General features: G+C 66.5%; 22 protein-coding genes, 1 tRNA gene and 3 pseudogenes. 15 read left to right on the top strand and 11 right to left on the bottom strand.

The features are described from left to right. Positions 1-15: 15 nt before the first annotated feature. The 3 genes from CupriaWKF_RS11685 to CupriaWKF_RS11675 all read right to left on the bottom strand — a co-directional run bounded on the left by CupriaWKF_RS11685 (position 16) and on the right by CupriaWKF_RS11675 (position 3,934). Entirely contained in the window at positions 16-1,125 is a 1,110-nt protein-coding gene (locus tag CupriaWKF_RS11685) for an ABC transporter permease (protein ID WP_276098033.1), read from the bottom strand. After that, positions 1,118-2,695 (bottom strand): ABC transporter ATP-binding protein, encoded by a 1,578-nt coding sequence (locus CupriaWKF_RS11680; RefSeq protein WP_276098032.1) that lies wholly within the window; start codon positions 2,693-2,695, stop codon positions 1,118-1,120. The genes CupriaWKF_RS11685 and CupriaWKF_RS11680 overlap by 8 nt, the downstream gene beginning before the upstream one ends. Positions 2,696-3,004: 309 nt before the next feature. After that, positions 3,005-3,934: a pirin family protein gene (locus tag CupriaWKF_RS11675; protein WP_276098031.1), complete on the bottom strand. Its 930-nt coding sequence runs from the start codon at positions 3,932-3,934 to the stop codon at positions 3,005-3,007. 681 nt (positions 3,935-4,615) lie between these two features. Between CupriaWKF_RS11675 and CupriaWKF_RS11670 the strand changes: the two are divergent. The 4 genes and pseudogenes from CupriaWKF_RS11670 to CupriaWKF_RS11655 form a co-directional block, all read left to right on the top strand. Further along, a pseudogene (locus CupriaWKF_RS11670) lies at positions 4,616-4,948 on the top strand (ABC transporter permease subunit); the annotation flags it as partial. Between the two features lie 68 nt (positions 4,949-5,016). After that, positions 5,017-5,630, top strand: a pseudogene (locus CupriaWKF_RS11665) (glycine betaine ABC transporter substrate-binding protein); the annotation flags it as partial. Then, positions 5,610-6,403, top strand: a pseudogene (locus tag CupriaWKF_RS11660) (CBS domain-containing protein). The pseudogenes CupriaWKF_RS11665 and CupriaWKF_RS11660, both read left to right, overlap by 21 nt. Positions 6,404-6,434: 31 nt before the next feature. Then, the gene (locus CupriaWKF_RS11655; RefSeq protein ID WP_276098030.1) at positions 6,435-6,794 is read left to right on the top strand and encodes a hypothetical protein; all 360 of its coding nucleotides are present in this window, start codon (positions 6,435-6,437) and stop codon (positions 6,792-6,794) included. Here the strand turns inward: CupriaWKF_RS11655 and CupriaWKF_RS11650 are convergent. Both CupriaWKF_RS11650 and CupriaWKF_RS11645 read right to left on the bottom strand, forming a co-directional pair. Beyond that, entirely contained in the window at positions 6,751-8,196 is a 1,446-nt protein-coding gene (locus tag CupriaWKF_RS11650; RefSeq protein WP_276100779.1) for a heavy metal sensor histidine kinase, read from the bottom strand. The genes CupriaWKF_RS11655 and CupriaWKF_RS11650 overlap by 44 nt on opposite strands. A gap of 11 nt (positions 8,197-8,207) precedes the next feature. Then, positions 8,208-8,894: a heavy metal response regulator transcription factor gene (locus CupriaWKF_RS11645; protein ID WP_276098029.1), complete on the bottom strand. Its 687-nt coding sequence runs from the start codon at positions 8,892-8,894 to the stop codon at positions 8,208-8,210. A 196-nt stretch (positions 8,895-9,090) separates the two neighbouring features. Between CupriaWKF_RS11645 and CupriaWKF_RS11640 the strand changes: the two genes are divergently transcribed. The 6 genes from CupriaWKF_RS11640 to CupriaWKF_RS11615 all read left to right on the top strand — a co-directional run bounded on the left by CupriaWKF_RS11640 (position 9,091) and on the right by CupriaWKF_RS11615 (position 14,220). Continuing rightward, positions 9,091-10,905 (top strand): copper resistance system multicopper oxidase, encoded by a 1,815-nt coding sequence (locus tag CupriaWKF_RS11640; RefSeq protein ID WP_276098028.1) that lies wholly within the window; start codon positions 9,091-9,093, stop codon positions 10,903-10,905. Continuing rightward, positions 10,905-11,927 carry a copper resistance protein B gene (locus CupriaWKF_RS11635; RefSeq protein ID WP_276098027.1) on the top strand — a complete coding sequence of 341 codons (1,023 nt, stop codon included), beginning with the start codon at positions 10,905-10,907 and terminating at the stop codon, positions 11,925-11,927. The genes CupriaWKF_RS11640 and CupriaWKF_RS11635 overlap by 1 nt, the downstream gene beginning before the upstream one ends. Positions 11,928-11,987: 60 nt before the next feature. Next, a complete protein-coding gene (copC, locus tag CupriaWKF_RS11630) occupies positions 11,988-12,374 on the top strand; it encodes a copper homeostasis periplasmic binding protein CopC (protein WP_276098025.1) in 387 nt (128 codons plus the stop codon). A 4-nt stretch (positions 12,375-12,378) separates the two neighbouring features. Beyond that, positions 12,379-13,290 (top strand): copper homeostasis membrane protein CopD, encoded by a 912-nt coding sequence (gene copD, locus CupriaWKF_RS11625; protein ID WP_276098024.1) that lies wholly within the window; start codon positions 12,379-12,381, stop codon positions 13,288-13,290. Positions 13,291-13,332: 42 nt separating this feature from the next. Continuing rightward, complete coding sequence (locus CupriaWKF_RS11620) at positions 13,333-13,824, top strand: DUF411 domain-containing protein (protein ID WP_276098023.1); 492 nt, start codon at positions 13,333-13,335, stop codon at positions 13,822-13,824. 177 nt (positions 13,825-14,001) lie between these two features. Then, positions 14,002-14,220 (top strand): helix-turn-helix transcriptional regulator, encoded by a 219-nt coding sequence (locus tag CupriaWKF_RS11615; RefSeq protein ID WP_276098022.1) that lies wholly within the window; start codon positions 14,002-14,004, stop codon positions 14,218-14,220. A 243-nt stretch (positions 14,221-14,463) separates the two neighbouring features. On the opposite strand, the gene CupriaWKF_RS11610 is transcribed toward CupriaWKF_RS11615, so the two are convergent. Further along, positions 14,464-14,553, bottom strand: a tRNA-Ser gene (locus CupriaWKF_RS11610). Positions 14,554-14,790: 237 nt separating this feature from the next. Between CupriaWKF_RS11610 and CupriaWKF_RS11605 the strand changes: the two genes are divergently transcribed. Continuing rightward, on the top strand, positions 14,791-15,297 hold the full coding sequence (locus CupriaWKF_RS11605; RefSeq protein ID WP_276098021.1) for a glycine zipper 2TM domain-containing protein: 507 nt from the start codon (positions 14,791-14,793) through the stop codon (positions 15,295-15,297). Between the two features lie 81 nt (positions 15,298-15,378). Here CupriaWKF_RS11605 and hemW read toward each other — a convergent pair whose 3' ends face one another. The 5 genes from hemW to CupriaWKF_RS11580 all read right to left on the bottom strand — a co-directional run bounded on the left by hemW (position 15,379) and on the right by CupriaWKF_RS11580 (position 20,098). Continuing rightward, positions 15,379-16,620, bottom strand: a complete 1,242-nt coding sequence (gene hemW / locus CupriaWKF_RS11600) for a radical SAM family heme chaperone HemW (RefSeq protein WP_276098020.1) — start codon at positions 16,618-16,620, stop codon at positions 15,379-15,381. Beyond that, a complete protein-coding gene (gene rdgB / locus CupriaWKF_RS11595; protein WP_276098019.1) occupies positions 16,617-17,234 on the bottom strand; it encodes an RdgB/HAM1 family non-canonical purine NTP pyrophosphatase in 618 nt (205 codons plus the stop codon). The genes hemW and rdgB overlap by 4 nt, the downstream gene beginning before the upstream one ends. Before the next feature lie 15 nt (positions 17,235-17,249). Continuing rightward, positions 17,250-17,969 carry a ribonuclease PH gene (gene rph, locus CupriaWKF_RS11590; RefSeq protein ID WP_276098018.1) on the bottom strand — a complete coding sequence of 240 codons (720 nt, stop codon included), beginning with the start codon at positions 17,967-17,969 and terminating at the stop codon, positions 17,250-17,252. Positions 17,970-18,068: 99 nt separating this feature from the next. Beyond that, the gene (locus tag CupriaWKF_RS11585) at positions 18,069-18,983 is read right to left on the bottom strand and encodes a PP2C family serine/threonine-protein phosphatase (RefSeq protein ID WP_276098017.1); all 915 of its coding nucleotides are present in this window, start codon (positions 18,981-18,983) and stop codon (positions 18,069-18,071) included. Between the two features lie 50 nt (positions 18,984-19,033). Next, positions 19,034-20,098, bottom strand: a complete 1,065-nt coding sequence (locus tag CupriaWKF_RS11580; protein ID WP_276098016.1) for a serine/threonine-protein kinase — start codon at positions 20,096-20,098, stop codon at positions 19,034-19,036. Between the two features lie 156 nt (positions 20,099-20,254). Here CupriaWKF_RS11580 and CupriaWKF_RS11575 point away from each other — a divergent pair, with 156 nt between their 5' ends. The 4 genes from CupriaWKF_RS11575 to CupriaWKF_RS11560 all read left to right on the top strand — a co-directional run bounded on the left by CupriaWKF_RS11575 (position 20,255) and on the right by CupriaWKF_RS11560 (position 24,832). Continuing rightward, positions 20,255-21,190 carry a YicC/YloC family endoribonuclease gene (locus tag CupriaWKF_RS11575; RefSeq protein WP_276098015.1) on the top strand — a complete coding sequence of 312 codons (936 nt, stop codon included), beginning with the start codon at positions 20,255-20,257 and terminating at the stop codon, positions 21,188-21,190. A gap of 62 nt (positions 21,191-21,252) precedes the next feature. Next, positions 21,253-21,903: a guanylate kinase gene (gene gmk, locus CupriaWKF_RS11570; protein ID WP_276098014.1), complete on the top strand. Its 651-nt coding sequence runs from the start codon at positions 21,253-21,255 to the stop codon at positions 21,901-21,903. 90 nt (positions 21,904-21,993) lie between these two features. Further along, a complete protein-coding gene (rpoZ, locus tag CupriaWKF_RS11565; RefSeq protein ID WP_006578656.1) occupies positions 21,994-22,197 on the top strand; it encodes a DNA-directed RNA polymerase subunit omega in 204 nt (67 codons plus the stop codon). Between the two features lie 208 nt (positions 22,198-22,405). After that, positions 22,406-24,832: a bifunctional (p)ppGpp synthetase/guanosine-3',5'-bis(diphosphate) 3'-pyrophosphohydrolase gene (locus CupriaWKF_RS11560; RefSeq protein ID WP_276100778.1), complete on the top strand. Its 2,427-nt coding sequence runs from the start codon at positions 22,406-22,408 to the stop codon at positions 24,830-24,832. Position 24,833: the final 1 nt, after the last annotated feature.

The raw sequence follows: 24,833 nt of genomic DNA, 5'->3' as shown, positions 1-24,833 counted from the left end.
TGTACGTAGCTCCGCTCAGGCTGCCGTGGCGCGCCAGCGCAGGCGGTTTTCGATGAGGGTGTCGCAGGCCAGCAGGAAGAACAGCAGCATGCCCTGGAACACCCAGCCGATGGCCGACGGCAAGCCCAGCCGCGATTGCGCCATCTCGCCGCCGATATAGAACAGCGACATCATGATGCCGCCGAACACGGTGCCGACCGGGTGCAGGCGGCCGACGAACGCGACGATGATGGCCGTGAAGCCGTAGCCAGGCGAGATCGACGGCAGCAGCTGGCCGATCGGGCCGGTGACTTCGAACGCGCCGGCCAGGCCCGCGGTGGCGCCCGAGATCAGCAGGGCGCTCCACAGCGCGCTGCGCGATGAAAAGCCGGCATAGCGCGCGGCGGCCGGCGCGGTGCCGCCGACCTGCAGGCGGTAGCCGGCGAAGCTGCGGAAAACGAACACCGTCATCACCGCGACCAGCACCAGCATCACCGCAAAGCCCGCATGCAGGCGCGAGCCGGACATCAGGTTCGGCAGCAGGTATTCGGACGAGAACACCCTGGACTGCGGAAAGTTCATGCCGTTGGGATCCTTGAGCGGTCCATTGACGACCCATAGCATGAGCTGCTGCGCGATGTACGTGAGCATCAGCGAGACCAGGATCTCGTTGGCGTTGAAGCGGTCCTTGAGCAGCGCCGTGATCGACGCCCAGGCCATGCCGCCGATCACGCCCGCGAGCGAAGCCAGCATCAGCACGACGGTTCCGTTCAGCGTCTGGCCTGGCACATCGAAGAACAGCACCGTGGCACCCGCGAAAATGCCGCCGGCGATAAGCTGGCCATCCGCGCCGATGTTCCACACATTGGCGCGGTAGCAGACCGACAGGCCCAGCGCGCACAGCACCAGCGGCACGGTCTTGAGCAGGACTTCGCCAATGGCGCGCTTGTCCCGGAGCGGATCCGCGAGGAACACCTTGAGCGCGGCCATCGGGTCCTTGCCGAGCGCCAGGAACAGCAGCGCGCCGAACAGCAGCGTGAGCGCGAGCGCGATCACCGGCGAGGCATAGGCCATGCTCCGCGACGGCAGGCCGCGCGGCGCCAGCGTGATGGGGGAGCGGGGCAGGAGCGAGCGCATCTCAGCCATGGCTGGCCACCTCCGCTGCGTGGGCGTCGCGCGACTGCGCCGGACCGCCTTCCCACAGGCCGCTCATCCACAGGCCGATCTGTTCGCGCGTGGCGGTCTCGGCCGGGATCGATGGCGACAGGTGGCCCTTGGCGATGACGTGCAGCCGGTCGCAGATCGCGAACAGCTCGTCGAGTTCTTCCGAGACCACCAGGATCGCGCAGCCGGTGGCCTTGAGCGCGAGGATCTCGTTGTGGATCTGCGCGGCGGCGCCGACATCGACGCCCCAGGTCGGCTGCGCGACGATCAGCACCTTGGGTCCGCTTTCGATCTCGCGGCCGACGATGAATTTCTGCAGGTTGCCGCCGGACAGGCTGCGGGCCAGCGCGTCGGGCCCGCTCGCTTTCACGCGGAAGCGGCTGATGATCGAAGTGGCCAGGCCGGCCGCCGCCTTCGGCGAGATCATGCCGTTGCGTACGTATGGAGGTGTCTGGTGCGACAGCAGCGTATTCGTTGCCAGGCTCATGCCGGGCACCGCGCCGCGCCCGAGCCGCTCTTCCGGCACGAAGGCCAGCCCCGCGCGCCGCCGCTGGCGCGCATCGAGCCGGCCGACCGGCTTGCCCGCGAGCCGCACCGAGGCGGCTTCCACGCGCGTGTCTTCCCCGGACAGCGCGGCCAGCAGCTCCTGCTGACCGTTGCCCGATACGCCGGCAATGCCGACGATCTCGCCGGCGTGCACGTCGAGCGAGATGCGCTGCAGCTCGGTCGCGAACGCATGCGCGCGCGGCAGCGACAGTTCCTGCACGCTCAGGCGCACCTCGCCGCGCTGCGCGGTCACGCGCGCTTCGCGCGGCGGCTCGCCGCCGATCATCAGGCGCGACAGCGAGGCCGCGCTTTCCTGGCGGGGGTCGCACACGCCGGTGACCTTGCCCATGCGCATCACGGTGGCGTGATGGCAGAGCGCACGGATTTCGTCGAGCTTGTGGCTGATGTAGAGGATGCTGGTGCCTTCGGTCGCGAGCTGGCGCAGCGTGACGAACAGCGTTTCCACGGCTTGCGGCGTCAGCACCGAGGTCGGCTCGTCCAGGATCAGCAGCTGCGGGTTGGCCAGCAGCGCGCGCACGATCTCCACGCGCTGCCGCTCGCCGACCGACAGCGTATGGACATGGCGGTTCGGTTCCAGCGGCAGGCCATAACGCTCGGCGGTGGCGCGGATGCGCTCGGCCAGCTGCTTCATGCTGCTGCCCGCGCCCTGGCGGCCGCCAGGCAGGCCCAGCGCGATGTTCTCGGTCACGGTCAGGGTGTCGAACAGCGAGAAATGCTGGAACACCATGGCAATGCCCAGGTTGCGGGCGTCGTGCGGGCTGTTGATCGTAACCGGCGCCCCGTTGAAGTGCATCTCGCCGGCGTCCGGGCGGACCGCGCCGAAGATGATCTTCATCAGGGTGGATTTGCCGGCTCCGTTTTCGCCCAGAACGGCGTGGATTTCGCCGGGGGCGACGCTGAGGCTGATGTCATCGTTCGCGATGACGCCGGGATAGCGCTTGCTGATATGGGCTAGCGCCAGCCTGGGAGGGTGTTGTGATGTCACTGAGGCGGCTCGGGTTGTTATGGCAGCAACGTGGAAGGCAGGCATTCAGCAGCAGTGCGTGGCGCAGCATCGCCGCGACGCATTGCAGCATTCATCATGATTTCGTGATGCACGATATTGGTTAAGAATTATATAAGTGCGTGGCTCCGTGGCGGCTGGTTTCCGGGGTTTGTCCAAGCGCCGCAACGGTTGGCGGGTGGTTGCAAGTCGCATGCCGGGGATGGCAAAGAAAAACCGCCGCTCTCCTTTCGGAGGGCGGCGGTCTGAAGCGCTTCGGGGCCCTGGCGCGAGGGCCGTGGCAGGCGGGGTTCAGGCCCCGGTAGCAGCCGGGATCGTCGCAAAACGCCCGTCGCGGAAATCCGCCAGCGTCTGGTAGATCTGCTCCTGCGTGTTCATCACGAACGGCCCATACTGGGCGATCGGCTCGCCCAGCGGCTGTCCGGCGATCAGCAGGAAGTGGGCATCGGCTTCGGCGCTGACGATCACGCCATCTGCCGTGCTGGCGTTGTCGAGCACGCCCATGCGCTGCGACTCGACCACCGCCTTCTCGCTGCCTTCACCGATCGACACCTCGCCCCGGTACACATAGACGAAGGCGTTGTGCCCGGCCGGCAGCGCCTGCCGGAACTGTTGGCCGGCAGGAAGGTGCACGTCAAGGTAGACCGGTTCCGTCACCGGGCGCGTTACCGCGCCGGACACGCCGTGCGAGGCTCCGGCCAGCACGCGCACGGTGCCGCCGTTGTCCAGCGCCACGGTCGGGATCGAGGCGGCGGGCATGTCGCGGTACCACGGGGCGGTCATCTTGTCCGCCGCGGGCAGGTTCAGCCAGAGCTGGAAGCCTTCCATGCGGCCGTCTTCCTGCTCGGGCATTTCCGAGTGCACCACGCCGGCGCCCGCCACCATCCACTGCGCGCCGCCGTTTTCGAGCAGGCCCTCATTGCCGGCGCTGTCACGGTGGCGCATGCGGCCGGCCAGCATGTAGGTGATGGTCTCGAAGCCGCGATGCGGGTGATCGGGGAAGCCGCCGATGTAGTCGTCCTTGCTGTCGGTGCCGAAGGCATCGAGCATCAGGAACGGGTCCAGCCGGCGCTGCAGGTTCTGCGTCAGCACGCGCGTCAGCTTGACGCCGGCGCCGTCCGAGGTGGCGATGCCGCGCACGACACGGTCCACGGTGCGGGAGCGCTGCACGGATTCCTGGGCGGTGGCCGGAACGGTGGTGAGAGGGTTGCGGGTGTCCATGAACTTTCTCCGGTTGGCGGGCCGTCTGGCGGGCATTGCTGCTGCCTGCATCGGGCCGCGTCGTGTTCAGCTACACCGACAATGTAGAGGTTTGGCCGCGAAAGAGTAGAGGGCGCGCAGGCAACACATTGTTCTATCCATGCGCGCAATATCTGCGGATTCAAGCCAGCACGGCAACGGTCGGAGCCACTTATGCCGGTTCCGCAGCGGGGTGCGCGCACGTCTTTCGAGCAGGGCTAAAAACCCGTCCGGAAGGTGGCTGGATAGGCGGAAATGACAAGATCGATGAAGATACGTATAATAGCGCTCTCTTTGTCATCCGTTGCTGTGGATTGACTTGCCTGGCTAAGCCGCCAGGCCTTGTCTGGCAACGGCCCGACGAATTCGGCGGCGCGTCGACCTCTTCACTTTCAGCGCTGCCCTGGCCACCTGCCTTCCGGTAATCAACCGACCCGGGTGCGCCGCTTCAGGGGTGCGCCGCGAGCGACGCCGCGGCATCCCGTCAACTGGGCTTCCCACCCATGGTGTGGAAGTCCAAAAGCCCGTCCGCCGGCAATCGTGCCGGTCATGGCGGCAATGCAATCTGAACCGGGACGGCGGCTCCCCCAACTCACGGCCGCCTAGCCCATATTGTTTTCCGCGAACGGAAAGTGGTTTTTTATCCGCTTTCGATTCGCGGCGCTGCGCAACGTCTCGCCCACGCTGCGCGAAGCCGCGCGCGGCATCGGCATGACGCCGTGCCAGCGGCTGCTGCGCGTGGAGCTGCCGAATGCGCTGCCGGTGATGCTGGCGGGCATCCGCATCAGCCTGGTGATCAACGTGGGCACCGTGCCGCTGTCGTTCCTGATCGGCGCCAACAGCCTCGGCGAACTGATCTTCCCGGGCATCTACCTGAACAACCAGCCGTTGCTGCTGCTCGGCGCCGCCGCCACCGCGCTGCTGGCGCTGGCGCTGGACGCGCTCTTTGCCGGCGCCGGCAACCTGTACCTGCGCCGCCGGGGCCTGGCGCGATGAATGGCGGCCGGGAGGAGAATCGAATGGAACCGAAACGAGACCGCGAACGCCGCGCCTTCTGGGCCTTCATGCTGGTGGGCACCGTGCTCGCCGCCGTGCTGCTGAGTTCCGCGCCGGCCCGCGCGCAGGCGCCCGCGGCCGAAGCCGTGCCGGTGCGCGTAGGCGGCAAGAATTTCACCGAGCAGCTGATCCTGTCGTCGCTGACGTCGCAGTACCTGCGCGCCAAGGGCATCGGCACCGAGCTGACCGCGGGCCTGGGCAGCACGCTGATGCGCCAGGCCCTGGAGAGCGGCCAGCTCGACGTGGTGTGGGACTACACCGGCACCGCGCTGATCGTCTTCAACAAGGTCGAGGAAAAGCTCGACGCGAAGGAGAGCTACGCCCGCGTAAAGGCGCTGGACGCGGCCCGCGGCCTGGTCTGGCTGGAGCCGTCGGGCATCAACAACACCTATGCGCTGGCCATGCCGAAGGCGCGTGCGCGGGCGAGCGGCGTGACCACGCTGTCGGCCTATGCAGAGAAGATGCGCAAGGGCGGCGAGGGCGCGCAACATCCGTTCGCAGTGGATATGGAATTCGCCGCACGGCCGGATGGCCTGGGCCCGCTCAAGGCCCGGTACAGGCTGCCGTTCACGCGCCGCGACGTGATTAAAGGAATCCGACTATGATCGAACTCGACCAACTCACCAAGGCCTTCCCGCAGAAGGATGGCACTGAAGTGCGGGCCGTGGATGCTGTCTCGCTGACGGTGCCGCGCGGGGAAATCTGCGTGTTCCTCGGGCCGTCCGGCCCTTCGGCGCGGTCGATCCGATCAATCGCGAAAGCATCCAGAACGAATTCCTGCAGATGCAGCGCCAGCTTGGCAAGACCGTGATCATGGTCTCGCACGATATCGACGAGGCCATCAAGCTGGCCAGCAAGGTGGCGGTGTTCCGGCGCGGCAAGCTGGTGCAGTTCGATCATCCGGACGCGCTGCTGGCGCATCCGGCCGATGCGTTCGTGCAGGCCTTTGTCGGCCACGACAACACGCTCAAGCGCCTGCTGCTCGTGAGCGCCGGCGATGCGGCCACCATGCCGCCGAGCTGCCGGCCGGACATGGCGCTGTCCGACGCGCTCGGCGTGATGGACGACGCCGACGTGCGCCACCTGCCGGTGGTCGACGATGCACAGCGCGCGCTTGGCTACGTCACGCGCCGTGATGCGCGCGCGGGCAGCGGCCTCTGCCGCGACGCGATGCGTGCGTTTCCCGCCACGGCCACATCCGACGAGCATCTGCGCATCCTGCTGTCGCGCATGTACCAGCACAACACGAGCTGGCTGCCGGTGCTGGACGCAGGCGGCGCGTACCTTGGCGAAGTGAAGCAGGATTCGATTGCGGGCTATCTCAGCTCGGGCCGCTCGCGCGGCAGCGCGCCGCTCATCCAGCCGCCGCACGAAGCTCTGCGCGCCGCAGCGTGAACCCCGGGGCGGTTCGCGCTATGCTGGTGCCATGGTCCGCTATTGCCGCTCCCCTCTGTGCCTGATGATCGAAACCCGCTGGCTGGTGCCGCGCGGGTTTGACGGCTTCACGCCAGGGCCGCTGATCCTGTTGCGCCCCGGTGCCAGCCACGCGCTGATCGAGCATGAGAAGGTGCACGTGCGCCAGTTCTGGCGCAGCTGGGGCCTGATGGGTGTGCGCTATCTGCTCAGCCGCCGCTGGCGGTTGCGCTATGAGGTCGAGGCCTATCGCGAGCAACTGCGGCACAGTCAGCCCGGCGCGGCGCGCACCCTGGCGCGCCTGCTGGCAACCAGCTACCGGCTCAAGATCACGGAAGACGACGCGTACCGCCTGCTGACGGCGAGCGAATGACGGCACACGCCGCCGCCGTGGCTGGCGCCGCCTGCCGCCGGAAGGTGAGCGTAAAGCGTGTCTTGCCACCCGCCGACTGCACGGCGATGGTTCCCCCATGCGCGGCCATGATCGCGCGCGTGATCGACAATCCCAGTCCCACGCTGTCCGACTCCGGACGGACGCGAGACCTGTCGCCGCGCGAGAAGCGGTCGAAGATCACGGGCAGCAAGTCCGGCCGGATTTCCTGGCCTTCATTCTCCACGGCAATGGCGACCCCATCGGCACCGTCATCGATTTCCACCGTGATGCTGCCGCCCGGCGGCGTATAGCGCAGGGCGTTGGACAGCAAGTTGCTGAGCGCGCGGCGCAGCATCAGCCTGTCGCCCACGAAGCGCCCCTCGCCGCGCGACGCCAGGCGCACGTGCTTGTCCTCGGCCAGTGCTTCGTAGAACTCGAACAGCGCATGGACTTCGACCGCCGCGTCGATCGGCTCGGCGCAGGGCAGGGTGAGACCGTGTTCCATCTGGGCCAGGTAGAGCATGTCCGACACCATGCGCGTCAGGCGCTGGAGTTCTTCGGCGTTCGATGCCAGCACATCGCGGTACTTTTCTGCCGCGCGCGGTTGCGAGAGCACGACGTGCGTCTGCGTCATCAGGTTGGTAAGCGGCGTACGCAGTTCATGCGCAAGGTCGGACGAGAACTCGGAGAGTCGTTCGAAATCGCGCTGCAAGCGCTCCAGCATCGCATTCAGCGTCGCCGCCAGGTCCGCCATTTCCACCGGCACCGCTTCCACCGGCATGCGCGCGTCGAGCTTGTGCGCGGTCACGGCGCGTGCGCGCGTGGCCATGGTGCGCAGCGGTGCCAGCCCGCGCCGGGCGGCCCACCAGCCGAGCAGGCCGCTGGCCAGCGCGGCCAGCGCGACGTAGAAGACCAGCGAACGACGGAATGCACGCATGAAATGCGCATGGATCTCGGTGTCCATGCCGACCACGATGGTCAGTGGCGCCGCCAGCCCGCCCGTGGCTTGCGCGGTGGCGCGCAGGCCCCGGTAGCTCTTGCCATCCTGTTCCCAGACAAAGTTCTCGCGCCCGGCCGGCAGAACCGCGGCGGTGCCAAGCGCGGTCTGGAAATCGAAGCCGTGGCTGGTGTACAGGGTCCGGCCGTCGGCCGCGCTGACGTGGGCGATGAAGCCGGGATGGTGCTCCAGCGCCAGGGCCAGTTGCTCGGGCATCGACGCCGAGGCGTTCTCGGTGGCGATCCGCTGGATCAGGCGGACGTTGTCGCCCAGGCTCGCAAAGTCCTCTTCCGCGAAATGCCGGTCCATGGCTGTCGCGATCAGGATGCCGAGCCCCAGCAGCACGCCAGCCGACGACAGGCAGAACAGCGCGGTCAGGCGCGTCGTCAGCGAGAAGCGCCGCATCGCGTCGCCCATCACGCCGCTTCCTCGGGGTCTTCGAGCACGTATCCCATGCCGCGTACGGTCTGGATCAGCTTGGTGTCGAAATCGTCGTCGATCTTGGCGCGCAATCGGCGGATGGCGACATCGATGACATTGCTGTCGCTGTCGAAATTCATGTCCCACACCTGCGAGGCGATCAGCGAGCGCGGCAACACCTCGCCGCGCCGGCGCACCAGCAATTCCAGCAGCGAGAACTCCTTGCTGGTCAGCACGATGCGGCGCCCGCCGCGCGATGCGCGCCGGCGCGCCAGGTCCAGCACCAGGTCGCCGACCTGCACGCGCTCCACGCTCACCTGCGCGCTGCCACGGCGCAGCAGCGTGCGCACGCGTGCCAGCAGTTCGGCGAAGGCGAACGGCTTGACGAGGTAGTCGTCCGCACCGAGTTCCAGTCCCTTGACGCGGTCGGCCACGCTGTCGCGCGCGGTCAGGAACAGCACCGGAACGCGGTTGTCGGCCGCGCGCAGCGTCTGCACGATGCGCCAGCCATCCACGTCGGGCAGCATCACGTCCAGGATGATCAGGTCGTAGACCTCGCTCATGGCCAGATGGTGGCCGTCCAGGCCGTTGGCGGCCAGGTCCACCACGAAGCCCGCCTCGGTCAGGCCCTGCCGGAGGTATTCACCGGTCTTGGCCTCGTCCTCCACTACCAGCAGTTTCATCTGCGCTTTCCTTGTTGCCCGCCATGCACCGCACGCCGCTGGCGACCGGCCACTGTAGCCCAGGGCAATGAACATCAAGATGACATGAAGATTACCGGATTGTAATTTCGGGGTCATGTGCATGTTCCCTGGCTTTGCGTATGCTTTGTCTGCCGCTCACAAGTGCGGCTGCCGACTCTCCAAGGACTGATTTCCCATGCGACGCGATCCCTCCACCGGCCTGCTGCTGCCCAACCTGTCCCGCCGGCGCTTCGTGCAGGGCCTGGCGGCCGGTGGCGTGCTTGCGGGCCTGCCGGCCTGGCATGGGACGGCATGGGCGCAGCCGGGCGCGACCTCCTTCGGCACGGCGCCGGTGCTGCGCGGCACCGAGTTCGATCTCGTCGTCGACGAATCGGTGGTCAACTTTACCGGCCAGCCCGGCGTGGCCACCACCGTCAACGGCATGCTGCCTGGCCCAACGCTGCGCTGGCGCGAAGGCGAGACCGTCACCATCCGCGTGACCAACCGCCTGCGCGAACCGACCTCGATCCACTGGCACGGCATCATCCTGCCGTACCAGATGGATGGCGTGCCCGGCATCAGCTTTGGCGGCATTGCCCCGGGGGACACTTTCACATACCGCTTCAAGGTCGCGCAGAGCGGCAGCTACTGGTACCACTCGCACTCCGGCTTCCAGGAGATGACCGGACTGTACGGCGGCATCATCATCGACCCGGCCGGCGAAGACCCGGTGAGGGCCGACCGCGATTACACGCTGCTGCTGTCGGACTGGACCGACGAGGACCCGATGCGCGTGCTGTCGAAGCTGAAGGTCCAGAGCGGCTACTACAACTACAACCAGCCGACGGTGGTCGATTTCTTCCGCGACGTTTCGAACGACGGCCTGAAGGCCGCGCTCGACAAGCGCCGCATGTGGAACCAGATGCGCATGAGCCCGACGGATCTCGCCGACCTGTCGGGCGCGACGCTGACCTACCTGGCCAACGGCCTGACGCCAGCCGGCAACTGGACCGGGCAGTTCCGGCCCGGCGAGAAGGTGAGGCTGCGGCTGATCAACGGCGCGGGCAATACCTTCTTCGACGTGCGTATCCCCGGCCTGAAGCTGAAGGTGGTGCAGGTCGACGGCATCAACATCGAACCCGTGACGGTCGACGAGTTCCGCTTCGGACCCGGCGAGACCTGCGATGTCGTGGTCGAGCCGCGCGACGAGGCCTATACGATCTTCGCCCAGTCGATGGACCGCACCGGCTATGCCAGGGGCACGCTGAGCGTGCGCGATGGCATGCAGGCACCGGTGCCCGCACTGGACAAGGCCGAGTGGCTGACCATGGGCGACATGATGGGCGACATGGCCGGCATGCAACACGGCGCCACGCACGGCGCGGACCATGCGGGCATGCAGGGCATGGACCACGGCAGCATGGCCATGGATCACAGCCAGCACGCGACGCATGGCGCGGCGCCTGACAATCCGCTCAAGGTCCCGGGCAAGACCGTGCGCCACGCGCGCACCGAGTACAGCGCCGGCACCGACATGCGCGTGGACACGCCGCGCACGAACCTCGACGACCCCGGCATCGGCCTGCGCAACAACGGACGGCGCGTGCTGACGCTGGCCGACATGCGCACACTGGGCGGACCGCCGGACCCACGCGGGCCGGAGCGCGAGATCGAGCTGCACCTGACGGGCAACATGGAGCGCTACACCTGGTCGTTCGATGGCGTCGAGTTCGGCAAGTCGACACCCGTGCATTTTCGCCATGGCGAGCGGCTGCGCGTCATCCTCCACAACGACACCATGATGACCCACCCGATGCACATGCACGGCATGTGGAGCGACCTGGAAGCGCCGGACGGCACGTTCCTGGCGCGCCGACACACGATCCCGGTGCAGCCGGCACAGCGCATCAGTTTCCTGGTCACAGCCGACGCGCTGGGCCGCTGGGCGTGGCATTGCCACCTGATGCTGCATATGGATGCGGGCATGTTCCGCGAAGTGGTGGTGTCGTGATGGCACGCTTCGCACGCAACGCCGCCATGCACGCGCGCACCAGGAAGCTGCTCGCCGCGATCCTTGCGGCCGCGGGAATCGGATCGGCCTGGGCACAGGACCCGCATGCGGGGCATCAGCAACATCAGTCATCCAGCGACTCGGGGGCGGTCGCACCCGTCGTGGAAGACGATGGCATGGAAGGCATGCAGAGCATGGAAGAGGGCTCCGCGCCCACTGCACCGATGCCTCAGCCCAATTCCGTGCCTGCCACGGACCATGGCGACATGAAGATGCAGGGTGGGAGTGCGCCGCCCGACGCGCGCGACCCGCACGCGTACTCGGGTGGCTACCAGCTTGGCGCAGGAAAGTACGCGCTGGGCCCCACGCGCCATCTGCACATGGCGGACGAGCACACGTTTGCCGCGGTACTCATCGACCGGCTGGAGTGGGCACATGCCAACGGCGCCAACGCCGCGAACTGGGAAGCACAGGCCTGGATCGGGGGCACCTACAACCGGCTCGTCATCAAGACCGAAGGCGAAGCCGCGGGCGGCAAGGTGCACGATGCGCGCACCGAACTGCTGTGGGGCCACGCCATCGCTCCCTACTGGGACACGCAGCTTGGCTGGCGCAATGACGTGGGCAGCGGGCGCCCGGCGCGCAACTGGATAGCGTTCGGCGTGCAGGGCCTGGCGCCGTACTGGTTCGAAGTCGATGCCACCGCCTACGTGGGCGACAGCGGGCGCACCGCGCTGCGCCTGTCAGCCGAGTACGAACTGCTGATCACGCAGCGCCTGATCCTGCAGCCGCGCATCGAGGCCAATCTGTATGGCAAGAACGACCCCGAGACCGGTACCGGCAGCGGCCTGTCAAACGGCACCGCGGGGCTGCGCCTGCGCTATGAAATCAACCGCCAGTTCGCGCCCTACATCGGCGTCGAGCGGTACCAGACCTTCGGCAATACGTCGGACATGGTCAGGACCGCCGGCGGTCGCAGTGGCGAGACCCGCTTCGTGGCTGGCGTGCGGGTCTGGTTCTGAGGCATGCTGTAGGCAAGCCGGTCGTTAAATCATCAGTTAAGTCATCATCAAAGGGCCCCCATGTTCGACATCCGTACCACTGCTAAATGCTTGCTTGCCGTATCGGCCCTGCTCGCAGGCGGCCAAGCGTTCGCTCATCCGCAACTGCTTGCGTCCGCGCCGGCTGACAGCGCCGAGATCGCGGCGCCCGCGCGGATCGAGCTGCGGTTCTCGGAAAGCCTTGTTGCACGCGTGTCCGGCGCCAAGCTCGTCATGACGGGCATGCCCGGCATGGCGGACCATGCACCCATGAACGTGGCTACCCGCGTCTCGGCCGGGGACGACCCGAAGACGATGGTGATCACTCCGGTCAGCCCGCTTGTGCCGGGTACCTACCGCCTGGACTGGCGCGCGGTGGCGTCCGACACGCATCCTGTCAGCGGCAAGCTCTCGTTCACCGTGAAATAAGCCGATGGACGCTGACTGGGCGACCGTTGCCCTGCGTTATGCGCTGTATGTCGACCTGACGCTGCTGTTCGGCGTGCCGCTTGCGGCAATGTGGTTACTGCGTGTGGACGCGCACCTGGCCACGTACGGGAAGCGCGCCACCGCGTTCATGGCGGCGGCGGGCATCGTGCTTTCCGTGCTTGGCCTGCTGGTGGCCGCCAGGACCATGATGGGCGAGGAGTCATACCTGGCCATCGATGGCGAGACCGTCCGCATGATCGTGACCGAGACTGGCCTGGGCGTTGCGTGGCAGGTGCGGATGCTGGCGCTGCTCGTCTGCCTGATCGCAAGCGGGGCGCCGCGCCAGTGGCAGGCGACGCGCATCGTATTGCCGCTGGCCGCGGCCATCGCATTGGCCACGCTGGCCTGGGGAGGGCACGGAGCCATGAGCGAAGGCGTGCAGCGCGCGATCCATCTGCCGGCGGACATCGTGCATCTGCTGGCGGCCGGCGCGTGGGTGGGCGCACTGGCCGTCTTTGTGTGGCTGTCGCTGCCGCAACACGCCACGACAAGCGTTGGTGTGGCCGAGTTGAGCCGCGTCGCGAGCGGATTTTCCCGTATCGGTGCCGGCATCGTCGCCACGCTGGTGGTGACCGGTATTGCCAACTACACCTTGATCGCCGGGCCGGACCTGTCCGGCTTGCTGTCTGCGCCCTACGGCGGGCTGTTGCTGGCCAAGCTTGCACTGTTCGGCGCGATGCTGGGGCTGGCGGCCATGAATCGCTACCGCCTGGCGCCGCGGCTGGCGCGAGCCGTGCACACGCGCGACGACGGCGCCGTGCTTGCGTTGCGCCGAAGCGTATGGTGCGAGTCGGCGTGTGCCATGATCGTGCTGTGGCTAGTGGCATGGCTTGGAACGCTGTCTCCCGGGCACTGATCCTGCCGGCCCATTCCCTGAACCTGTATTCCATTCCGATCCATGAAAGCCGAACCTGTTGTCACCAACTCTCTCCGCCGGACCGTTCTCGCCGCGCTGGCGCTGTTGCCCGCTGCCGCCTGGGCCGGGGCTTCGCCGTCCGCGACTGCGGTCAAGGTCTGGAAATCTCCCGCGTGCGGTTGCTGCAAGGACTGGGTGTCGCATCTGCAGGCCAACGGCTTCCAGGTCACGACTTATGAAGTGGATGATCTCCCCGCCGCGCGCAGCAAGGCGGGCATGCCTGAGCGCTACGGCTCGTGCCATACCGCGGTAGTCGAAGGCTATGCGCTCGAAGGGCATGTGCCGGCGCGCGAGATCCGCCGCCTGTTGCGTGAGCGGCCCGCCGCGGTGGGCCTGGCGGTGCCGGGCATGCCACTGGGATCGCCGGGCATGGACGGGCCGGAGTATGGCGGACGCAAGACGCCGTATGAGGTGCTGCTGGTGATGCGGGATGGCAAGGCGAAGGTTTTCCAGGCCTATCCCCAGGGCAATTGACAGCCGTGCCATGGGCTGCATTGCCTGGTGTTCGTACTGCGAGGCGACTGGCTGCGGGCACTAAGCCTGCGCAAGGCAAACTCCCGTGAGGTACGCGACTATGAACAGAAAATCTAAGCTCACGATGCCGACGCCCCTTGAAGACGCGGCGATCGCGCGAGGCATCGCTGGCCCAACATGATCCCGAACGAAGTGGTGGGTCGTACTGTCGACGGTGCGACGCCCGTGAAGGCATGGCGCGAGCATCTTGGCTTCACCCAGGCCGAGGTGGCTGCGAAGCTGGGCATCACGCAGGGTGCCTACGCGCAGCAGGAAGCGAGCGACAAGCTGCGCCGCTCCTCGCGCGAGAAGATCGCGGCTGCCCTCGGGATCTTCCCGCAGCAGCTCGACTTCTGACATCCGGTGGCCAGGCTGTCGGCTGCGCTATAAGCGCATCTATTCGATTCTGCCTTCCGCATACCTCGGACCCTGTCCAATTGAGCCAGCGCGGAGTCATGGCTTTCTTGCGCCGTGCCAGAGGCACGTGTGCCGATACCCGCGGATGACCGCCTGCCCGCCGATCGTGACCTTGAACCGCAGCGCGCGGTTGCGTATGCGGGTGATTCTTGGGAAGGTATCGGAACGCTGTGGAATGAGGGATGGCGGAAGCGGTGAGATTCGAACTCACGGATGGGTCACCCCATCGGCAGTTTTCAAGACTGCTGCCTTAAACCACTCGGCCACGCTTCCATAGAGTACCGGCACTGTAGCGCGGTTCGCGCGACATGCCGCTGGCCGCAAGGGCCAGTACAGGACGCGCATTATACAAGGCCCGGGCGCTTCCTTGGGTGAATCTGGTGATCCCTGTTGTCGGAGCCTGTATGACACGGCGGAACCTTATGCCTGCCGCACGGCTCATACCGGTGTGCCGGGATCTGCTTAAGTGCTGTTTTCCCGGCTTCACCTGGCAACAGAGGAGAATTCCAGATGCAAAGCAAGTCGAAGAATCGGATGGCGCTTGCGGCCGTGCTGGCTGCAATCGGGCTGGCCGGTTGTGCGGCGCCTTACAACAATGGGTACAACACCGGCTACAACGCTCCGCCCCCGCCGCAGACCAGCAACGGTGGCTATGCCACGCAGGCGCCGGCAGGTTCGGTGTACTACGGACGCGTGGAATCCATCGAGCCGATTACCAGCACGCAAAACAGCTCCGGTCTTCTCGGCACCGTGATTGGCGGTGCCGCAGGCGGGCTGCTGGGACACCAGGTCGGCGGTGGCACCGGACAGACCGCGGCGACGATCGGTGGTGCGGTGCTTGGCGCCGTGGCCGGCAACCAGATCGAGAAGCGTGCGGGGAGCAATACGCAAACCGCCTATCGCGTCAATGTCCGGCTCGACGATGGCCGGGTTGCCACCGTGACGCAGAGCAACCTTGGCAACTTGCAGGTCGGCATGCGCGCCCGCGTGGCCAATGACATGGCCGTGCCGTACTGATCCCGGTTAAGGTCGACCAAGCAACGAAGGCCACGGCAATGCCGTGGCCTTCGTACTTTCGTGCCAGGCGCGTCGCCGTCCTCAGTCTTTCAGGAACATCTCCTGCAGGTCATTGAGGAAGCGTCGTCCGAGTTCGGTCGGGCGGATTACCGTGGGGTCGGCGTCAATCAATCCCTTCTTCTCCGCCGCCGCGAGCTGCCGGCTGATGGCGTGCAGCGGCAGTCCCGTCATGTCGTGGAAGCTCGATGCCGGCACGCCGTCGGTCAGCCGCAGCGCGTTGAGCATGAACTCGAATGGCAGCTCATCCGCGCCGACTTCGCGCGCTTCCTGCACCGCGCTGCCGGCCACGGCCTGCGCCATGTAGGTGGCCGGATGCTTGTGCCGCATCTGGCGCAGGACGCGGTTGGGGAAGGACAGCTTGCCGTGCGCACCGGCGCCAATGCCAAGGTAGTCGCCAAAGCGCCAGTAGTTCAGGTTGTGCCGCGCTTCGCGATGCGCGCGCGCGTAGGCGGAGGTCTCGTAATGACGATAGCCGGCCTGGGCCGTGCGCGCTTCGATCAGGTCCTGCATCTCATAGGCCAGGTCGTCGTCCGGCAGCGCGGGCGGGTACTTGGCGAACAGCGTGTTGGGCTCCAGCGTCAGGTGGTAGAGCGACAGGTGCGCGGTGCCATACGACAGCGCAGTCTCGAGGTCGTCGCGGCACTGCTCCATGGTCTGGCCGGGCAGCGCGTACATCAGGTCGAGGTTGATGTTGTCGAAGCTGCGCTGCGCGATGTCGATGGCCGCGCGTGCCTCGCGTTCGCCGTGGATGCGGCCGAGCGCCTGCAGGTGGCTGTCGTTGAAGCTCTGGATCCCGATAGAAAGCCGGTTCACGCCGCTCGCGCGGTAGCTGGCGAAGCGTTCGGCCTCGAACGTTCCCGGGTTGGCCTCCATCGTGATCTCGGCGTCGGCATCGAGCGGCAGCAGTGCACGGATATCCGATAGCAGCCGGTCCATGCCGGCCGCGGACAGCAGGCTCGGTGTGCCGCCGCCAATGAAGACCGTATGGACCGGGCGGCCCCATACCAGCGGCAGCGATTGCTCCAGGTCGGCGCGCAAGGCGTCCAGGTAGGCGTCTTCCGGAATGTCGTGGGTGCCGTCCTTGCCAGGCACCGCATGCGAATTGAAATCGCAGTAGGGACACTTGCGCACGCACCACGGCACATGCACGTAGAGCGACAGCGGCGGCGAGCCCGGCAGCGCGATCTGGCCGGGCTTGAGCCAGAGTTGCGTGTTGTCGGCGGGCGCGGCCGGCGATGTGCTGGCCGGTACGATCGGAATCATCGCGCTGCCTGCCCGCGGCTTTCGGTCTGCAGCCGTGCCGCCAGCGAACGCAGCGCCAGTGCGCGATGGCTGACTGCGTTCTTTTCTTCGGCGGGCAGTTCGGCGGCGGTCTTGCCCAGCTCCGGCAGCAGGAAATGCGCGTCGTAGCCGAAGCCGCCGGCACCGCGCGGGGCATCGACGACTTCGCCATGCCATACGCCTTCGGCGATGATGGGGCAGGGATCCGCGGCATGCCGGACGAAGACCAGCACGCAGTAGTAATGCGCGCGGCGGTTCAGCTTGCCGGCGAGTTGCGAGATCAGGTGCGCGTTGTTGGCGGCGTCGGAATTGGCCCGGCCGGCCATCTGCGCGTAGCGCGCCGAGTAGACGCCCGGGGCACCGTCGAGCGCCTGCACGCAGATGCCCGAATCGTCGGCCAGCGCGGGCATGCCGGCCAGCCGGCTGGCGTGCCTGGCCTTGGCCAGCGCGTTCTCGACGAAGGTGCCGAACGGCTCTTCGGCTTCGGGGACACCCAACTCGCCTTGCGATACGACATCAAAGCCGAGCGGGGCCAGCAGCGCGCCGAATTCACGCAGCTTGCCAGGATTGTTTGAGGCCAGGACCAGGCGTTGCATGGTGTGCAGCGTCCTTCAGGCCAGGCCCAGCGCCTGGCGCTGGTGCCGGACCAGTTGCGCGATGCCGGCTTCGGCCAGGCGCGTCATGGCGTCGAGGTCGGCGCGGCTGAAGGGCGTGCCTTCGGCGGTGCCTTGCACCTCGACGAAGCCGCCGCTGCCGGTCATGACCACGTTCATGTCGGTATCGCAGTTGCTGTCCTCGGCATAGTCCAGGTCCAGCACCGGCACGCCGTCGACCATGCCGACCGAGACGGCCGCGACGAAGTCGCGGATCGGGCTGGCGCTGAGCTGGCCGTTGCGCAGCATGGCCGAGACCGCGTCATGCGCGGCCACGAACGCGCCGGTGATGGCCGCCGTACGGGTGCCGCCGTCGGCCTGCAGCACGTCGCAGTCGAGGTGCAACGTGTATTCGCCCAGCGCGGCCAGGTCGAAAACCGAGCGCATGGCGCGGCCGATCAGTCGCTGGATTTCCTGGGTGCGGCCGGTCTGCTTGCCGCGCGCGGCTTCGCGGTCCGAGCGCGTATGCGTGGCGCGCGGCAGCATGCCGTATTCGGCCGTGACCCAGCCTTCGCCGCTGCCTTTTTTGTGCGGCGGCACCTTGGACAGCACGCTGGCGGTGCACAGCACCTTGGTATCGCCAAAGGCACACAAGACGGAGCCTTCGGCGTGGCGGGTGTAGTGACGGGTCAGGCTGATAGAACGCAGCGCATCGGCTGCGCGTCCGCTGGGTCGCATGGGAGTGGTTCGCTCGAATCGGGTGGAGACCGCGATTCTAACCCTGGCGGGCTTTGCGTGCCCGCCTTCCCGCCTTCCCGCCATTACCGGCTGGCGTGCTCAGCGCATCAGGTTGCTGGTCTTGTCGATGGCCGCGCGGATCTCGGCGATGGAGCGCTCGATTTCCTCTTCGGAGAGCAGGTCGGCCTCCGTGCCCGGTCGTTCGAGAATGGAGGTCGTGAAGGCGTTCAGCGGCAGGGTGTCGGTCATGACGGATTCGTCGCCCGTTGCGCTGGCGTCGAGTTCCCACATCATGGCGATGCCGGTGGTGTTGTCGGCACCTTCGCCGGCTTTTTCCAGCGCGCGCGTAATCAGTTCGGGTACCGCCTGCACGACCGAGAGCCTGGTGAGCCTGTCCACGATCTCCGGCTCTTCAAGCGGTCCCCACAAGCCGTCGGAACCCAGCAGCGCAACATCGCCCGGCTCGAGCCGCACCGGACCGCCGATGTCGATCAGCGGCAGGTTGGGCGACCCGAGGCAGTTGTAGAGCTTGTTGCGCTCGGGGTGGTTGGCCACTTCCATGGGCAGCACGCGTTCCTGCTGCAGCAGGTTCTCGATCTTCGAGTGGTCGCGCGTACGCGTCAGAAGCCGGCCCTTGCGCACCATGTAGAAGCGCGAGTCGCCGGCATGGGCCCAGTGAATCTGGCCATGCTGTATCAGGCAGCAGACCACGGTCGTGCGCGGCACGTCCGAAAGCCGGTGCGCTTCCGCGTAACGGTGGATCTCCCGGTGCGCCAGCATGATGGTGTCCTGCAGGAAATCCGCCGGGTTGCGGATGACCGGGCGGGCCTGGGTCTGGAACTGGCGCGCCAGCGTCTGCAGTGCCTGCTGCGCGGCGACTTCGCCGAAGGCATGGCCGCCCAGGCCGTCGGCCAGGACCATCAGCAGGGCATCGCGCGTGAAGCAATAGCCCATGCGGTCCTGGTTGATGCGGCGGCCGCCTTTCCTGCTTTCCTGATAGACGGAGAATCGCATGTTGGCTGTTTCGGAAGGGTTCGGTTCGGAAATGCGGGACTGTGAGTGATTTAGTCGCCGCTTGTGTCCGCGGGCTGGCGCGCGGGGGCGCCTGCCGTGTCATCGCGGCGGCGCAGCAGGTTCAGGAAGCGGCTGGACGGGCCGGTCCGCTCCGCGCGATCCGCGGGGGCGGGCGGCGCCATCTGGGCGGCTTGCTCGCCGAGCGCGTTGGTTTGCTCGCGCAACTCCTTTTGCAGGCGGAAGACGCTCTGCGGGCGCTCCGCCGGAGCGAGCCGCAGGCACCATTCGACCAGGTCGACGAGGCCGTTGGTGTAGCTGCTGCGCAGGCGCGTGATGGCGTCGCCCATGCGGTCGTCCTTTTCGCGCTGGTTGGCTTCCTGCGGCGGCATGCCGGCCATGCAGGCATAGAGCGTCGCGCCCAGGCTGTAGACGTCGGTCCAGGGCCCGAGCTCGTTGTGCTTGCCGTAGAGTTCGGGCGCGGCGAAACCCGGGGTGTACATCGGCTGGAAGCGCTTGGCTTCCATGGTGAGGGTTTGCCGCGCGGCGCCGAAATCAAGCAGGATCGGTGATTCGTCTTCGCGCAGGTAGATGTTGCCGGGCTTGATGTCCAGGTGCAGCAGCTTGTGGATATGGACTTCGCGCAGGCCGCTCATCAGGTCATGGAAGACCTTGCGGATGAAGTGTTCGCGCAGCACCTTGGCGCGGCCCTGCTGGCGCGCGGCCAGGATGTGCTCCTGCAGCGTCTTGCCCATCTCATAGTTCATCACCATGTAGACGGTCGAGTTCTCGCGGAAGAAGTTCACCACGCGGACGACGCTGTGATGCGAGATGCGGGCCAGCGAGCGGCCTTCTTCGAAGAAGTATTTCAGGCCCAGGCGGAACGACGCCGCGTTTTCCTCGGGCACCATCGGGATCAGTTCGCCGGGATTGCGGCGCGCCAGCGACGAGGGCAGGTATTCCTTGATGGCGACCGGTGCGCCGGTCTCGTCCGTGGCGAGGTAGACGAAACTAAACCCCCCGCTGGCCAACTTCTTTACAATACGGTAGTTGGACAACAGCGTGCCGACGGGCAGCGGTGCACTCTTGGGTTGTGTAGCGCCCTTGGACTCTGTCATAGGAATCGGACCGGATTTGCCTCGGATTGTCACGGCTAATCGGTCACTTGTAAAGAACACAATAGCGGGCATTGTGGCCCCATTTCGGCGGATACAAGACGCCCTTGCTGCGGCCCCAGCCTACCCCCGGGGCCGCGCCATTTCGCGAGAATATTAATGATCCACAGCATGACAGGTTATGGCCTGGCAACCCGCCAGGCGCCGCTGACAAACGCGCAGGGTGAGCCCAGCGGCAGGACGGCTTCCGTTTCGGTGGAATTCCGGACTGTCAATTCGCGTTTTCTCGACCTGTTGTTCCGCGCCCCCGAAGAGTGCCGCGCCTTTGAGCCGGCGCTGCGCGAGATGCTGATGGCCGAACTGTCGCGCGGCAAGCTCGAATGCCGCATCAACCTGCAGCGCACCGATACCGGCGGCGCCACGCTGGCGCTCAATGAGGGCCTGCTGGGCCAGATCCGCGCACTGGAATCGACCGTGGCGAATACCTTCCCGACGGCGGGTACGTTGCGCATGGGCGAGATCCTGCGCTGGCCCGGCGTGCTGGTCGAGCCCGAGCTGTCCCAGGACGCGCTGCGCGAAGCCGTGATGGGCGCCGCGCGCGAAGCGCTGGACCAGCTGCGCGAAGCGCGCCGCCGCGAGGGCGATGCGCTCAAGGCCACGCTGATGGAGCGTATCGATACGATGCTGGCCATCGTCGAACGGCTCACGCCTGCCATTCCGCAGCTGATCGCCCATCATCAGGGCAAGCTGACCGAGCGCCTGCAGGAAGCGTTCAACCTGGCGGCGCCGGCCGGCATGCCGTCGATGAGCCGCGACGAGATCGCCGAGCGTATCCGACAGGAGGCCACGGTCTACGGCATCCGCATCGACATTGCCGAGGAACTGTCGCGCCTGCAGGCACACCTGAATGAAACCCGTCATATCCTGAAGAAGGGCGGGCAGGTCGGCAAGCGGCTGGATTTCATGATGCAGGAGCTCAACCGCGAGGCCAACACGCTGGGTTCCAAGGCAGCCGCCAAGGAGTTGGCCGACGCATCGATGGAGCTCAAGCTGCTGATCGAGCAGATGCGCGAGCAGATCCAGAACCTCGAGTAACACCTGTCCAACGCACGACGTTTCACCTGGCGCCACGACGCCTGAAGATCCAAAGAATTCACATGAGCGATACGCCCCACACTGCCATCGATACCGTCTACCCCGGCAACCTGTTCATGGTGGTGGCACCCTCCGGAGCCGGCAAGTCGACCCTGGTCAACGCACTGCTTGCGCAGGACCCGGCGATCCGGTTGTCGATCTCCCACACCACGCGCGCGCCGCGCCCCGGCGAGCAGGACGGTCGCGAGTACCATTTCTGTTCCGTGGACAAGTTCCGCGCCGCGCGTGATCGCGGCGAATTCCTCGAGTGGGCGGAAGTCCACGGCAACTACTACGCGACTTCGCGAGTGTGGATCGAGGAGCAGATGGCGCAGGGCAACGACGTGCTGCTCGAGATCGACTGGCAGGGCGCGCAGCAGGTGCACAAGCGCTTCTCCAATGCGATGGAGATCTTCATCCTGCCGCCGTCGCTGACAGCGCTGGAAGAGCGTCTGAAGAAGCGCGGGCAGGACGAGCCGAACGTGATCGTGCGGCGCCTGCTGGCCGCCGGCAGCGAAATGTCGCATGCGTCCGAGTCGGATTACGTCATCATCAACGAGGTGTTCGACGATGCGCTCGAGGAACTGCGCAATGTGGTGCGCGCCACGCGCCTGCGCTTTTCGTCGCAAAAGGCGCGCCACGCCGAGCTCTTTATCGAGCTTGGCATTCACTGAGCGCTGATGCGCGCGGGGCGCCGCCGGGCGATTCCCGCGCGGTGCTGTAAAATAGCAACCCAACAGGTTTTGTCCCAAGGTGGATTTGATATGGCGCGTATTACCGTCGAAGATTGTCTGAAACACATCCCGAACCGCTTTGAGCTCGCCCTGGCGGCCACGTACCGTGCCCGCCAGCTGGTGCAGGGCCACACCCCGAAGGTGGAAGCGAAGGACAAGCCCACTGTGGTTGCCCTGCGCGAGATCGCCTCGGGCCAGGTCGGCATCGAGATGCTCAAGAAGGTCCCGACCTGATTTCCCGGGCGGCCTGTGGTTCATCCTTGCATCGTGTGCGCGCACATCCAGCAACCGGATTCCAGGGGCCGTCCCCATGCCTTCGTCACAGCCATCCTCAACCGTCGCTCCCGGCCAGCAGGCCGGCGCCGCGCACCCGCGCGGCGAGACGGGCAGCGATGCCGGAGCGGCGTCCGCGCGTAAGCGTTCTCCTTCTGGCCAGGCATCCGTGACCGCGCGCACCGGCGCTCCCAATCTTCCTGATCCGCTCGGCAACGATGTTGTCGGCGAGCGTGCCGTCGTGCCGCCGATGGCGCAGGGCAAGGCGCGCATGGCGCCCGCATCATCGATGCAAGACGAGTTGACGGCCGTGCACGAGGCGCCGACGCCACCGACAGCCGACAGCCTCTTCATCGACGCTGTGCTGGCGCAGTCATACCGGCATTTCTTCGGGCCGACCTCGCAGCCCGCGGTGCCGCCGCGCCAGCAGGTCATCTCGATCTCGCGGCTGATGGAGAAGCTGGCCTACCTCAAGGCGCCGGACCAGGCACGCGTACGCGAAGCCTTCCAGTTTTCCGACGAGGCCCACCTGGGCCAGTACCGCCAGAGCGGCGAACCGTACATCACCCACCCGGTGGCGGTGGCCGAACTATGCGCGGACTGGCGGCTCGATGTGCAGTCCATCATGGCGGCGCTGCTGCATGACGTGATGGAAGACCAGGGCATCACCAAGAGCGAACTGGCCGAGAGATTCGGCCCCAAGGTCGCCGAACTGGTCGATGGCCTGACCAAGCTGGACAAGCTCGAATTCCAGAGCCGCGAGCAGGCGCAGGCGGAGAGCTTCCGCAAGATGCTGCTCGCCATGGCGCGCGACGTGCGCGTGATCCTGGTGAAGCTGGCCGACCGTACGCACAATATGCGCACGCTCGACTTCGTGCCGCCGGAGAAGCGCCGCCGCATCGCGCTCGAGACCATGGAGATCTATGCGCCGATCGCGCACAGGCTCGGTCTCAACACGATCTACCGCGAGCTGCAGGAGCTGTCGTTCAAGGTCGGCTCGCCCTTCCGCTACGCCACGCTCGAAAAAGCCGTGAAGGCCGCGCGCGGCAACCGCCGCGAGGTGGTCAAGCGCATCCTCGAGGCCGCGCAGAAGGGGCTGGCCGACGCTGGCATCGTCGCGGAACTGTCCGGCCGCGAGAAGACGCTCTACAGCATCTACCGCAAGATGCACGACAAGCAGTTGTCGTTCTCGCAGGTGCTGGACGTGTACGGTTTCCGCGTGGTCGTGGAAACGCAGATGCACTGCTACATGGCGATGGGTGCACTGCATGGCCTGTACAAGCCGATGCCGGGCAAGTTCAAGGACTACATCGCGATCCCGAAGATCAACGGCTACCAGTCGCTGCATACGACGCTGGTGGGCCCGTTCGGCACGCCGGTGGAGTTCCAGATCCGCACGCGCGAAATGCACCAGATCGCCGAGGCCGGCGTGGCCGCGCACTGGATGTACAAGACGCAGGCGGATCATGCGAATGACATCCAGCAGCAGGCGCACCAGTGGCTGCAATCGCTGCTCGATATCCAGAGCCAGACCGGCGATTCGCAGGAATTCCTCGAGCACGTCAAGATTGACCTGTTCCCCGACGCGGTCTACGTGTTTACGCCCAAGGGCCATATCCGCGCATTGCCGCGCGGTGCCACCGCGCTGGACTTTGCCTACGCGGTGCACAGCGACCTGGGCAACCAGTGCGTCGCCGTGAAGATCAACAACGAGCTGCTGCCGCTGCGCACGGAGCTCAAGAGCGGCGACATCGTCGAGGTGGTGACGGCGCCGTATTCCAAGCCGAACCCTGCATGGCTGTCGTTCGTGCGCACCGGCAAGGCGCGCGCGGCCATCCGCCACTACCTGAAGACCACCAAGCTCGACGAGGCGATACAGCTCGGCGAGCGCCTGCTCGAACAGTCGGCGCGCCAGCTCGGCATCGAGTTGAAGGCCGTGCCGCAGTCGGTGTGGGAGCGCATGATCCAGTGGACCGGCAACAAGCACCGCGAAGACATCTTTGCCGACCTGGCGCTGGGCCGGCGCGTGCCCGCCGTGGTGGCCAAGCGCATGGAGATCCTGCTGCAGGAGCTGTCCGGCGATGTCGACAGCGCGCTGCTGGCGGCGGTGCAGACCTTCTCTGGCGAAGAGGCGCCGGCGGTGCCGATCACGGGCGACGAGGGCATGTCGATCCTGTTCCCGGTGTGCTGCCGCGCAATCCCGGGCGATCCGATCGTTGGCTACCTCGGCAAGGGTGAAGGCCTGCAGATCCACGTGCAGGACTGCAAGGTGGCCAAGCGCCTGCACAGCAAGGACCCGGAACACTGGATCGACGTCATGTGGGCGAAGAAGACCGCGCGCGCGTTCGACGTGTCGATCAAGGTCATGGTGCGCAACGTCAAGGGCATCGTTGCCCGCGTGGCCGCGGACCTGACCTCGGCCGACGCCAACGTGGCGCACGTGTCGATGGAGCAGCAGGACGGCAGCCACCAGGAAGCCACCTACATGCAGTTCATCATCCAGGTACAGAATCGCCTGCACCTGGCCAACGTGATGCGCGCCCTGCGACGCAATCCGGACGTGATCCGCATCTTCCGCGACCGCAACGACGGCTGAG

This window comes from Cupriavidus sp. WKF15, assembly GCF_029278605.1.
Classification (GTDB): Bacteria; Pseudomonadota; Gammaproteobacteria; order Burkholderiales; family Burkholderiaceae; genus Cupriavidus.
Note: the sequence above shows the minus strand (reverse complement) of the source record. Positions and strands in the feature narration are given on the sequence as shown.